Origin of the sequence: Sediminicola arcticus (genome assembly GCF_040566695.1) — a bacterium.
GTDB classification, from domain to species: domain Bacteria; phylum Bacteroidota; class Bacteroidia; order Flavobacteriales; family Flavobacteriaceae; genus Sediminicola; species Sediminicola arcticus.
This window is the reverse complement of sequence record NZ_JBEXAE010000013.1, coordinates 1-12575: the sequence shown is the minus strand read 5'-3', so window position 1 is coordinate 12575 and position 12575 is coordinate 1. Positions and strand designations below refer to the sequence as shown.

Genomic DNA, 12575 nt, shown 5'->3' with positions numbered 1-12575 from the left:
GGCTATGCGTTGGGTACTCCGAACACTGCGACGGTAACAATCACAGACAACGACAATGCAGGTTACACGGTTACCCCTCTAACATTAAATACATCAGAGGCAGGTGGATCACAGACCTTTACGATTGTTTTGAATGCAGCACCTAATAGTAATGTGGTATTCTCCATAACCTCTGGGGATACTTCTGAAGGAACCGTCTCTCCTGGGACTATAACTTTTACTCCAGGCACGTACAATAATCCTAGGACTGTAACTGTTACTCCGGTGAATGATGACGTAGTAGATAGCACTATAAATTACAACGTTACAGTGAGTGTGGTAGATGCGAGCAGTGATAATAATTTTGATGCGTTGGCCGATCAAACTGTGAGTGTTTCCAATGCAGATGATGATAGTGTGGGTGTTAATGTAGGTGCCATCACTGGGAATACCTCAGAAGCTGGGGGTACGGCAACTTTTACGGTTTCTCTGGACAGTCAGCCCTCTGCCGATGTGACCATTCCACTAAGTAGCAGTAATACGGCAGAAGGAACGGTAGCAGCTAATGTTGTATTGACCTCTATAAATTGGCAAACAGGTGTAACCGTTATAGCAACAGGTGTTGATGACGGAGCCTTAGTAGATGGTCCTATTACCTATACCATTGTTACTGGAGATGTTACTTCGGCAGACTCCAATTACAATGATTTGGGCGCTGGGGATGTGGCTGATGTTACGGTTATTAACAGTGATAATGATACCGCCAACATCTCTATCAATTCAGGGGCGGTCACGGTGAACGAAGGAGCAGGTACTGTAACTTTTAGTGTGACCCTTACAGGGAATGTGGTTAATTCCTTTACGGTCAATTATTTTACAACCGATGAAACAGCCACTTCTGTATTGGATTACACGGCTACAAGTGGCACATTGACTTTTTCTGGAAACAATGGGGAAACCCAAAATATTACAGTAACCATTCTCAATGATATTTTTGTGGAACCCAGTGAAACTTTCATAGTTACTTTAAGCAATGTCACGAGCATAGGAAATGTAAATATTGGCAATGCCGTTGGAAGGGCAAGTATTACGGACAATGATTCCGCCAATGTGATCATTGATGATGTAGTACTGAATGAGGGAGATGGGACAGCAGATTTTACAGTAACCTTGACGGGTAGCCCAAATACAGGCTTTACGGTTAGTTACAATACTACAGACGGGACTGCTATTTCAGTGGAGGATTACACTTTCACTAGTGGTAACTTAACGTTTATTGGAAATGATGGAGAGACTCAAACCATTTCAGTGCCTATCATCAATGATAATATAGTAGAACAAAATGACGAAAATTTTACTGTTACATTAACAGGCACCAATAGCCCTTTAGTAACTATCGGCGATGAGGAAGGGATCGGAACCATCGTGGATGACGAGATATGTCCGGCAGGAGGAGCTGCTCCAGTATTGGACCCCTTGGTTGAGACTGTATTTTGCGATGCCGTGGAACAGGACCTAGATGCTTATACCAATAGCACGGTTCCTGCGGGCTCGGTATTGACATGGACCACTAACAATTTAGATCTTTTGGATACAGCTTCCCATTTAATGAGCTCTGTGATATCCTCGGATTTTCCAGGGACCTATTACGGGTTTTTCTATGACGCGGCCAACAACTGTGCGAGTCCGGCCTTGGAGGTGACTTTGGAATTCAATACCAGTCCCACCCTTACTTCTACCACCCCTGCCGATATATGCGGTGAAGGTTCTGTGGTCTTGGGAGCTACATTCTCCGAAGGTACTATCAGCTGGTTTACCACGCCTACAGGAGGGGTAAGTATAGCCACGGGAGAAAGTTTTACGACTCCGTTGTTAACGGCTACCACGACCTATTATGTAGAGGCAACCGCCAATGGCTGTCCTTCTGCAAGGGTGGCTGTGGTGGTGACCATCAATGAGACACCTTCGGCAGGTACGGCAACGGATATAGGCTCTTGTAGTGTAGCTGCGGGCGGACCCACCACGTTGGATCTGGATGACACCCTTACCGGTGAGGATGCCGGGGTGTGGAGCGTTACAACCGTACCAGCAGGTAGCAGTGTAGAGATAGGAACCGATAACATCGTGGATTTTGAAGGTTTGACCAATGGGGATTATGTATTTACCTATACGACCACAGGGGCTCAGGCACCTTGCACCAATGATACAGTTTCTGTGACCGTTACTGTGATTTCTTGTACGGTAGATTCGGATAATGACGGATTATTGGATGGACAGGAGATTACCTTGGGCACTGAGCCTAATAATCCAGATACGGATGGGGATGGTATTAATGACGGTACAGAAGTAGGAGACGATATTGCCAATCCCTTGGATGGGGATGGGGACGGCATTATAGATGCGCTAGATTCCAATATTTTGGATACGGATAATGATGGGGTGGTAGACCAATTGGATCCTGCCAATACCGATGCCTGTATACCCAATATATCAGCGGCGTGTAGAATAGATCTGGAGTTGGCCAAAACGGTGGACAATGCAAATCCCGCGGTAGGAAGGCAGATAACTTTTACGATCACCCTGACTAACCTGAGCCAGATCACAGTGACCGATGTGGTCATAAATGATCTTGTTGGAGAACAGGTCAATGGTTTTCAATACGTATCTAATACTGCCTCCAATGGAAGCTATGATGAAGTTACAGGCAGATGGAGCCTTATGGCCATGGCCCCTGATGAAGTGGCCACGCTGAATATTACGGTAACCGTTCCCGGAGAAGGGACCTTTCTCAATACAGCATCCTTGGTGAGTTCCTCTCCAGAAGATGGAAATAGCACCAATAACACAAGTACGGTATCCGTAGCGGTTACCCCGCGCTCCAGTAATGAACCTGGTTTTATCTTTAACCAATTTTCGCCCAATGGGGATGGGATAAATGATCTGTTGAGGATCAACGATATACAGGATTACCCAAATAATATTTTGGAAATATATGACAGGTACGGCAACCAAGTATATTCCAAAGCCAATTATGACAATACATGGAACGGAGAGGGTAAAAATGGAGAACTTCCAAAAGGGACGTACTTTTATATTTTGGACCTAGGTGATGGTTCTGAGGTAAGAAAGGGATGGATCCAAATTATAAGATAATTAGGAATATGGTTTATAGCAAACTCAAAATGAGGAATAGAAATATATTATTTTTTTGCATACTATCACTATTGGTAACTTTTACCGTTGTTGGACAAAAGGAGCCTCAATACACCCAATATATGTACAATATTGGAAGTTTTAACCCAGCCTATTCGGCCACTGTGGACAAATCGGAGATTGCAGGACTTTACAGGGCACAATGGATAGATATTGATGGGGCACCACGCACAATGAGGTTTGGAGTCAACATCCCAATGTCTAACGAGAAGAACGGTCTTGGTTTCAATGTGGTTAATGATCAATTGGGCCCATCTACCCAAACCTTTGTAGATATAGCGTATTCCTATCAAGTGCAATTTTCCGATGATACCAAATTGTCCTTTGGTTTGGATGCTGGAGGTTCTTTTTTAAATATAGATTTTTCTAAAGGTACTTTTGAAAATCCAAATGAACCCTTATTAAATGAATCCACCATTAGCAGATTTTATCCTACCATAGGAGCAGGAGCATTTTTATATGCCGATAATTGGTACACAGGATTGTCCATTCCTAACTTTTTGACTAGTGGCATTTATAATGAAGAGGTGTCTACGGTGGTAGATGATAAAATGCAGTTTAACTTTATTGGAGGCTACGTTTTTGATCTATCAGAGAATTTAAAGTTAAAACCTGCCTTTTTGCTGAACTATGTTAATGGGCTACCTCTTAATATAAATGTCTCCTCAAACTTTTTGATTAATGATCTCTTTACAGTGGGCGCCTCCTATAGGGTAGATAATGCTGTAAGTGGCCTTGCAGGACTTCAAGTATCTAGCGGTACTTTTGTAGGGTATTCCTATGATTACAACACCAACGGACTAGGCCAATACAATAGCGGTTCCCATGAGATAATATTTAAATTTTATTTAGGTAAAGGCGGCACAAAGCGGGATAAAGAGAAAAATGCCAAAGGCAAACCAAAACAAATTGACACCCCAAGATTCTTCTAAAAAGTAACTGAACATGAACTTAAGAGTACTTATAGCTATCTTATTAATAACAACCCTATCAACTGCCCAGGACAAGACGTCAAAAGGAGATGTTCTTTTCTTTGAGTATGCGTATAAGGATGCCATTAAGCAGTATCAATTGGAAATGCGCAAAAGCAAACTGTCCAATCAGCAATACCTCAATTTGGCAGATGCCTATTTCAAAACAGAAGGTTTTGGAAAGTCTGCGGAAATTTATTTGGATATTTTTAAGAGAGATACAACCATGTCCAATTCATATTTCAATAAAATGCTTCAATCTATGGCCAAGACCGAGGGTAGGGCAAGGGTTAGTACCTTTTTGGAAACTAGGAAAAAGGCTTTTCCTATGGAAGTACTAGAGAATTATGATTTTAACAGGGAGCTTCTAAAGACACAAACGGAGAGTGCAGTAGACGTGTTTACTATTAGAACAAATAGCGCGCAGGCCGATTTCTCTCCTGCTTTTTATGATGATCGCTTACTTTTTACTAGTGCTAGATATGAAACCATAAAGGAAAAATATGCTCCTTCTGGGGAATCTTATATGGATATTTTGATTGGAAGAATAGAGAAGGATGGGGACGTTTTGGTATCAACTTCTTTTGATATCATTCCAGAGAATATTTATCATGAGGCCACACCTTATTTTTCAAAGGAATTGAATAGTGTATTTTATATTCTTTCAAATTCTGATGGGGACGAACTCTCTTTTAGCAAGAATGGCAAAAATGCCCTTTCCTTAGCCATGGTAGATCAAAATGGGGCCTTCAGATTCTTGCTCAGAGACCTTAGCACTTCATTTTATTATCCATTTTTTGAGGCATCTTCTGGTAAATTGTTTTTTGCGGCCAATTTCCCAGACGGATACGGAGGCACAGATATTTATTTTGTGTACACCAATAATGGACAAATTATGTCATCCCCTATTAATTTGGGACCAAGGATAAATACAGCAGGAAATGAAATAGCACCCTATATTTTTGATAACAGTTTGTATTTTTCTTCTGATATCTTTTATGGTTTGGGTGGAATGGATATTTACCGGTCCAATATACGGGCTAATCAAAGTTTTAGTATTCCCGTAAACCTAGGTCTTGGAGTTAATTCGGGCTTTGATGATTTTGGATTTATAATCAGAAATGAGGGGTTAAAGGAAATGTTGGGGTATTTTTCATCTAACAGACCAGGAGGAAAAGGGAATGATGATATCTATAGTTTTAAAGTTGCCGAAAAACCAGGATTAAAAACGTTTGCACTTACGGGAAAAGTAACCAATCTTTCCAATAATAATGGAATACCCAAGGCTCAAATACAGTTATTGAATGAACAAGGGGAGATTATCAATGAGGCTTATGCCAATGAAGATGGAGATTATAGGATAGAGATACCCTTTCAAAATGTAATTACGATTAAGGCTACCAAAGATCGTCATTCTGTGTATTCTGTGACCTATAGAGATGATGAGCTTGAAAAGGCACAACAAGGTATGTTTAATCTGGGCATCAAATCCTTGGATGACCTCATAGAGCAAAAAGAAGACCATACTGTAATGAAGCTCAAAAAGTTTTATTTTAGTAAAGGGAGTAGTGTGATTACTCCGGAGGTTGCTGCGGAATTGGATAAGGTGGTTGATGCTGTGAACAAGTTCCCTGAACTTCAATTAAGTATAGAAACCTATACAGATAGTAGGGGAAGTGATACTTATAATTTAAAACTTTCTCAAGATCGCTCCGAAGTCATTAAAAAATATTTGATTCAAAATGGGGTTTCTATCGTAAATATCGTATCAGCAAAAGGGTATGGAGAGGAAAAAATTACAAACAACTGCACCAATGGGGTGTTTTGTTTGGACATGTTACACAAACAAAACGAGCGGTCGTTTATTGTTATATTAAATTATGACAAGTTGCTTTAGGGACGCTTATTTGGCCAGATTACAAGTCTCGCAATCTTTTACTTCGCCATAATAGGTTTGCCTGTATTTGTACAGGGTACGCACCGGAATACCTAAAATTGCTTTTTTGATATAGGTCACCCGAGTATAAAAATTACCCATTTTTTTGGTGTACCTTCTTTCGTTTCTTGTCTTTCTTATTACGCTGATCAATCTCATACTGTCACATTTTTCGATGTAAAGATCGAAAATTGAAGGCAAAAAGGCAAGTTTTTACTGTTAACTCTTTCGTAAGCTATAGATTTCATGTAATATATACCTATTAAAACAAAACCATCCAGCAGTAATAAATGGCAAAAAAAGTGAGGAATACAATGCCCGTATATGTCAGAATTCTCAGACCTTTTCCGGGTTGATAGGATATGGGGAGATCAGTGCTCATTACATTTTTTAGGTTCATATATCCAATGATCGGGGCCAAAACAAAAGAGACAAAAGTTGCCATAGCAACAAGCTTACCCATATTAGCGCTAAATGCGGTAATGACTACAAAGTTTACAATTGATAATACTATGACCGCAAGGGCAAATTGCATTTTGTTGGGTTTGGTTTTAGGGGATAAAAGGCCAATAATATCTAGACTTACTCGCGCCAGCGCGTCATGAGCTGTCATACAGGTACTGAACATGGTGGCAAATGCCGCTGTAGCAATAAAGACATATGTCCACCTTCCAATATGGGTAGTGAACATTAATATCAATTGGTCAGAAAAAGCTACTGCATTACCACTAATTATTGTATTGGAACCATAAAGGGTCATCCACCCTATAATCATAAAAAAGACAGCAAGGATCCCAGTCAAAAGATACCCTATATTGAATTCTTGAAGCGCTTCTTTTAATGATAATTTGTTATTAGTGATTTTAAACTTTTCTAGACTCCAAAGGCTTATCCAACTAGAAGCTTCCACAGCGGTTGGCATCCAACCCACAAGGCCTATTAAAAATAAGATGCCTACTTCATTAAAGATAGGGAGGGGAACAAAATCTTTAGAGGGTACAATACTACCTTTAAAAACTACCATAGTAGTTGTTAGGATGAGCGCTATAAAAAGAATGGAAATCACAAATTTTAAGGAAGACTCTAGAAACTTGTATTTGCCTATAATCAGAAGTGCGCTTATGAATGCAAAAAGTCCAAGGGCTACTAGACTTACCGATGCATTGGGAATCTTAAAAAGGTTGATAAAGAGTCCGGAAGTAACCACGTACAGGGTGGCCAAAATAGTGAAGGTAGAGATTAAGGTAATAAATGCATAGAACCACAGATAACCCTTACCTCTATTGAGATAGCCCTCAATCAATGTCTTATTCGTCACATTGGTATAGCGGACTCCAAATTCAAAGAATGGATATTTTAGCACGTTAGCAAGGATGATTGGGATGATCATGAGCCAGCCATATTGGGCACCGGCTTTGGTAGATAGTACTAAATGAGAAGTACCTATGGCCATACTGGCAAATAGGAGTCCAGGGCCAAGGTTTTTAATTAGAATTTTTAGTTTGGTCATTATGGGTATGGTTGGCTAATGCCCCCTAATGTACTATTTTTTAAAGATTTGTTCTGAAAATTCTTTGGCAGAAGTAATGAAGAGGAGTATCAATTATTTGATTTCTATTTTCTTCCCATAAAACTTTGGTTGCGTGTTAAACGTAAGGTCAATGAATACTTTAACCCTAGCAAAATATTCCCTGAGTCGGACCTTTATCCCATCACTACCTGTGATGTCTTCAGCGTTAAATCCAATGGCATGGAGTCCTTTTCTTTCGGCTAAAAAAATAGCGCGCTCATTGTGAAATTTTTGAGAAATAACAGTAACACTATCCAATCCAAAAACGTATTTGGCCCTTACCATGGAATCAAGGGTTCTGAACCCTGCATAGTCCAAGAAAATCTTTTCTTCAGGAATTCCGGCCTTGATTAAGTCTTTTTTTATGGTGTAAGGTTCATTGTAGTAAAGGGTGGCATTATCACCACTTACTAAAATGTATTCAATTTTTCCTGCTTTGTATAGCCTAACTGTTGCAGAAATACGATTGTGATAATAGGGATTGGGTTTTCCAGAGATGAGTCGGTTTGAAGTACCCAAAATCAAACCAACCTTATTTTTTGGAATGTTTTTTATGGTATAAAATGTTTTCCCAGCAGTAAAGAATTGAATTGAAAAAGTACTGATAAACAATACCAATATCAGGGCCGTGGCTAACATTAGAAAAATATGGATAATTCTTTTTTTCATTCTTGAACAATTCCAACTTAAAGGTAGTAAAAGCAATGTTATCTTTCTTGGATGATAAAAGGGTTTTGCTCAAATAAAACAAAAATATCAATTGCCGTGGTTACTTCTATCTAAGTTAATTGGCACAAAAAAAAGAAACCCTAACCATTTCTGATTAGGGTTTAGCTTTCTATTTTTATTTTCTTTTATTGGGCGTTAACGCCAATATTTCCTTGGGCAATTACTACTTCTAGGTTATCTGCATTCTGATGTATTTTAATATGCCCATCAAATGCTATTAATTCTTCATAGGTTACAGGAGTACCGTTGTCCCATTTAGAAACTATGGTAATACTCTCTTCGCAATCACACTCAATAGGTGCTAGCGTAAGTGCAACCGCACCACCTTCTGCCAGACTATTAGCATAAATAAAGGTCGGATGAATATCTAATGACGAATTGTTGATTTGTAAAATTACTTCAGTTCTTCCGTCTTCATATTTAACAAATGAAACGTTACCTGAAATATTTGAATTGGAAACAGAACTTAATGCAAATACATTTTTGGCCAGAATTACGTCGGTAGCATCGTCCTTGCCACAACTAGAGAGTATTAGCGTAAATAAAGTAATAATTAAGTAGTATTGTTTTTTCATGATCTAGGATTAATATATTAATACTCATGCGTAAAATTAAATTATTTCAGATCCATTAATGATAAATTACTTTCAAATGTTCAAATATTCGATATACTACCTAAATGGTAAGGCAATTTTGAAGAAGCACTTAAAAAATAGTTTAATTTCTATAAATAATTAAGCTTTAAAGTTTCCTAAAAAAGCCTAATAGCCTTTTTATAGTTGCTATTGAGCTATAGTTTTATTGCTAATGAAATTTTAATGACAGATGTTGTTTATCGAAAATATTCTTTTTATAATATTATTTTAACTCGTATTTAGGGTTTTAAGGAAATTTTGTTGTTAAAATATATTGTTCTCATTTTTATGTGCTGTGGAATGGCCTTTTTCCAATCTGTACATTTTGACCAATTGGGCAAAGAAAAATTCTTGAGGTACAATGGAGGATTCACCGCCAACGCGGTCTATTATGATGGGGCCGCCAATAGGCAGGGATTGACGTATTACCTAACGGGTAATTTAAATTTTAATATTGCTGGTTTGTATAATGTTCCTTTATCGTTCACCTATTCCAATCTGGATTTTGAATTCCCTAATCCCTTTAAATTCAATAGGTTTAGCTTTAATCTTTCCTACAATACCATAGGGGAAGATAAAAACCTTACCGTTGGTCCAACACTGGCTGTGGGGAAAAAGTTTTTTGACAAGAAATTACGACTAACCTCTCAAGTTCCTATAACACCTATTTTAACAATGGAGAGCAACAAGGAAGTGTATATAATCTTAGAATGGGGGGTAATTATGTGTGGCTGCAAAACATAATTTCAGTCTTAATGTGCTTACCCTATTCAGAAACGCAACCATAGCGAATTCCACGTAAGTCTTTTAGTATGTCTTCTGACCATGAACAATTATTGAAATACGTTTCGAAACATTTCCCAGACCATCAAGTAAGTACTTCTTTCGAGGCAGGTTATTGTGGTTATTATGCCCATCGTTGTTTTGAGAGTTATGGTTGGGTTCCCTAGCTGTCAACCCTGCTGATACCCATCGCAAGGGTAAAGAGAGGCATACCAGGACCGATAAGATCGACGCGCAATTGATTTCAAGAGAACTGGACTAAGGCTTTTCATTTGAAACGTTGTTAGGCATAGTTTTTATTTGTTTTTCGTAAAGGGTAAAATCATTGGTACTTCCTTTTGATACTCTTCATATTCTTTTCCAATAGATTTGCGAAGATCTTTTTCCTCTAAATACTTTACAGCAAAAATTATATATACCGTTGTAGTTATAGAGAATATTAAATGTCCAACAGTCATTTCAGGTGTTGCCCAAAATGCAATTATAAAGCCTAGCATAATCGGGTGTCGGACAATTTTATAAAAGAAATTAGTTTGAAATTTTGGATTTGCAGTGATTTTGCCATTCAAATTATCAAATATTTGCTTTAACCCAAAGAGTTCAAAATGATTAATCATAAATGTGGAGAGAAATACAACTAGCCATCCAAAAAAGAATACTCCAGTGAAAATAGCAGCAATAGTTTCATTTTCAGCCTTCCATACAATTGTTATTATAGGTTGCCATTGCCAATAAATTAAAAGTAGGGCGAGACTCGACAGTAGAACATAGCTACTACGTTCTATGGCAGGGCTAATAGCACCTGTAATCCATTTTTTAAATGCAGGTCTCGCCATTACACTATGCTGTATTGCAAAAATGCTTAGCAACAGAGCATTGACTAATAATGCCGTCAAAAAAGTAGTTTCTGTTCCAGAGTCGATTGATTTTGGAACGATAAGATTACCAACAAATCCAATTGCATAAAGAAACGAAATCAGAAAAATCAGGTATGCTATTAACCCATAAATAAAAGAAAATATTTTCCCCATGATTCTAAGTTTTATATTAATTATTACTCTTATTGAGTCTTTATAATTATGAACAACGGTCTTGGTTAAGGTAAGTATAGTGGAGCAGGGACGCTCCCGATAGCTATCGGGATTGTCGGCTTAGTTGTTTGTTTCTTGATTTTCAAAATACTACTTTTTAATTGATTTCTAGGTATTTGCGCTTAACCGATGTTGTTGCCAGTTCTATTGCTTAACTTGCTTGTAGGCAATATCGAGATCATTATTTCAAAGTAATTTTATGTTTTGTTGTTTACCATATTTTCCAGATATCTTATGGCTACTTTTCTAATCTAGGTTGTAAAATATAGTAGAATTAACTAAAAGCAGAAAAAGTCCTTTTAAATATAAATTTAGAAAGCCGACAAATTCCATGGTAATATTCTCTCGATTTTGATAAAAAATAAAATCGATTATATGTTGAGTATCAAAACGGGAAAACTTATTGAAATGTAAAAATTTGAAGCTGAAATAAAATTTATTCCATCGAACAAATTTTAGACTTAAATGTAATCCTAAGCTCTACGAAGTTCACCTTTCGCTGACGTTAAATAACAAGAACCCAGAGGCAATCTTATCTATACTTGCCCAATTGGTAAAGAGGTATCAGAACTTTAAGTATAAAGGGTACATCTACACCTACTCTGGAGGTTGGAATAGCTTTAAAGGACAGATAGAGTTTTAATGGCTACTAACTTTAAAGATTGACTTTAAACCAATAGACCAATTTCGACTAAAGCATCAATATTATTTCTATTATCAAATAGATTGTAAATAAAAAATAAACCACACCCAATATGAGCATAACCTTATTTATGGATAATTTATATTTATCCTTAGGTCTAAATATCATCAACATTAATCAAAAGGGAATCCAGTGAATACTCTAAAGATGAAGGCATACAATACTACTGCAAACATAATAAAGCTGAATATGGCAAATCCTTTTAAATAGTTTCGGACAATGAAATTCTCGATACTTTTAAATCTTTCTAAATAAATATTTCTGAATAGTAGTAGTGTTTTCATATTTCGATTATTAAAATTATTAGATTAAAACTAATATTTTACTGCGTTCATTATCAAATATTTAGTTAAAGTTGTGGATAATTCCGTTCAATGTTGTTAGGGGTACACATTATCGAAATTATCTACCCTTAAAAGATTCTTTTATTAATCTAAAGGGAATGTGATAGGACAAAATTCTATGCTCTTTTAAATCAAAAAAACATTAAAAGGAAATTTTTTAGAGATGGTTTTCTAATGGTTGCCTAGAAATAACGAAATCACCATTAAAACAAGGGGTATTTGTAGCAACACAGAGACAGACGAACGCCATCCCAAAAAAAAACAGAGCCAAAACTTTGATTAATCAAGTTTTTTTCAAGATTACCCACATAATACGGTTTACCATAATGTATAAGTAAATTATTGTTATACTTTTCTTAAGTATTTACAATCTTTAAGTTAGATACTTATAGAGTATATACTACCTTCATGCCTTAATCCAAAGAATTTAATTTTAATAATATGGCTAAAAAAACCAGTTAAGACTTTTGGTGAAGAATTTGCCGAGAAGTATGCAAATACATCTACAGAAGACATACAGAAACAGATACTATTTCATTTATTGGTTAATAATGGGATTATACTAATCCCCATCTGTAAGACAGTTTAAAGATATTTATTATTAATTATGATGCCATTTTT

The 12575-nt window shown here is 37.1% G+C and carries 10 protein-coding genes; 4 read left to right on the top strand and 6 right to left on the bottom strand.

Annotated features, from left to right (window positions below; genetic code table 11):
- The 3 genes from ABXZ36_RS15650 to ABXZ36_RS15640 form a co-directional block, all read left to right on the top strand.
- Positions 1–3132: Calx-beta domain-containing protein (locus tag ABXZ36_RS15650; protein ID WP_354616624.1), on the top strand; the 3132-nt coding region annotated here is incomplete at its 5' end.
- A gap of 29 nt (positions 3133–3161) precedes the next feature.
- Positions 3162–4124, top strand: a complete 963-nt coding sequence (locus ABXZ36_RS15645; protein ID WP_354616623.1) for a PorP/SprF family type IX secretion system membrane protein — start codon at positions 3162–3164, stop codon at positions 4122–4124.
- Positions 4125–4137: 13 nt separating this feature from the next.
- On the top strand, positions 4138–6060 hold the full coding sequence (locus tag ABXZ36_RS15640; RefSeq protein WP_354616622.1) for an OmpA family protein: 1923 nt from the start codon (positions 4138–4140) through the stop codon (positions 6058–6060).
- A 6-nt stretch (positions 6061–6066) separates the two neighbouring features.
- Here ABXZ36_RS15640 and ABXZ36_RS15635 read toward each other — a convergent pair whose 3' ends face one another.
- The 4 genes from ABXZ36_RS15635 to ABXZ36_RS15620 all read right to left on the bottom strand — a co-directional run bounded on the left by ABXZ36_RS15635 (position 6067) and on the right by ABXZ36_RS15620 (position 8973).
- Positions 6067–6258 carry a hypothetical protein gene (locus tag ABXZ36_RS15635; protein ID WP_354616621.1) on the bottom strand — a complete coding sequence of 64 codons (192 nt, stop codon included), beginning with the start codon at positions 6256–6258 and terminating at the stop codon, positions 6067–6069.
- A gap of 103 nt (positions 6259–6361) precedes the next feature.
- Complete coding sequence (locus tag ABXZ36_RS15630) at positions 6362–7609, bottom strand: NRAMP family divalent metal transporter (protein ID WP_354616620.1); 1248 nt, start codon at positions 7607–7609, stop codon at positions 6362–6364.
- Positions 7610–7702: 93 nt separating this feature from the next.
- Complete coding sequence (locus ABXZ36_RS15625; protein ID WP_354616619.1) at positions 7703–8338, bottom strand: SanA/YdcF family protein; 636 nt, start codon at positions 8336–8338, stop codon at positions 7703–7705.
- Between the two features lie 185 nt (positions 8339–8523).
- On the bottom strand, positions 8524–8973 hold the full coding sequence (locus ABXZ36_RS15620) for a hypothetical protein (protein ID WP_354616618.1): 450 nt from the start codon (positions 8971–8973) through the stop codon (positions 8524–8526).
- A gap of 360 nt (positions 8974–9333) precedes the next feature.
- Between ABXZ36_RS15620 and ABXZ36_RS15615 the strand changes: the two genes are divergently transcribed.
- On the top strand, positions 9334–9777 hold the full coding sequence (locus ABXZ36_RS15615) for a hypothetical protein (protein ID WP_354616617.1): 444 nt from the start codon (positions 9334–9336) through the stop codon (positions 9775–9777).
- Positions 9778–10112: 335 nt separating this feature from the next.
- On the opposite strand, the gene mddA is transcribed toward ABXZ36_RS15615, so the two are convergent.
- Together mddA and ABXZ36_RS15605 are read right to left on the bottom strand one after the other, a co-directional pair.
- Entirely contained in the window at positions 10113–10847 is a 735-nt protein-coding gene (gene mddA, locus ABXZ36_RS15610) for a methanethiol S-methyltransferase (protein WP_354616616.1), read from the bottom strand.
- A gap of 876 nt (positions 10848–11723) precedes the next feature.
- Positions 11724–11894 carry a DUF6747 family protein gene (locus ABXZ36_RS15605; RefSeq protein WP_354616615.1) on the bottom strand — a complete coding sequence of 57 codons (171 nt, stop codon included), beginning with the start codon at positions 11892–11894 and terminating at the stop codon, positions 11724–11726.
- Positions 11895–12575 lie beyond the last annotated feature (681 nt).

What these genes read in the sequence shown, in the direction of transcription:
- ABXZ36_RS15645 (WP_354616623.1), top strand. Translation starts at nt 3,162, where the DNA reads ATGAGGAATAGAAATATATTATTTTTTTGCATACTATCACTATTGGTA.
- ABXZ36_RS15640 (WP_354616622.1), top strand. Translation starts at nt 4,138, where the DNA reads ATGAACTTAAGAGTACTTATAGCTATCTTATTAATAACAACCCTATCA.
- ABXZ36_RS15635 (WP_354616621.1), bottom strand. Translation starts at nt 6,258, where the DNA reads ATGAGATTGATCAGCGTAATAAGAAAGACAAGAAACGAAAGAAGGTAC.
- ABXZ36_RS15630 (WP_354616620.1), bottom strand. Translation starts at nt 7,609, where the DNA reads ATGACCAAACTAAAAATTCTAATTAAAAACCTTGGCCCTGGACTCCTA.
- ABXZ36_RS15625 (WP_354616619.1), bottom strand. Translation starts at nt 8,338, where the DNA reads ATGAAAAAAAGAATTATCCATATTTTTCTAATGTTAGCCACGGCCCTG.
- ABXZ36_RS15620 (WP_354616618.1), bottom strand. Translation starts at nt 8,973, where the DNA reads ATGAAAAAACAATACTACTTAATTATTACTTTATTTACGCTAATACTC.
- ABXZ36_RS15615 (WP_354616617.1), top strand. Translation starts at nt 9,334, where the DNA reads ATGGCCTTTTTCCAATCTGTACATTTTGACCAATTGGGCAAAGAAAAA.
- mddA (WP_354616616.1), bottom strand. Translation starts at nt 10,847, where the DNA reads ATGGGGAAAATATTTTCTTTTATTTATGGGTTAATAGCATACCTGATT.
- ABXZ36_RS15605 (WP_354616615.1), bottom strand. Translation starts at nt 11,894, where the DNA reads ATGAAAACACTACTACTATTCAGAAATATTTATTTAGAAAGATTTAAA.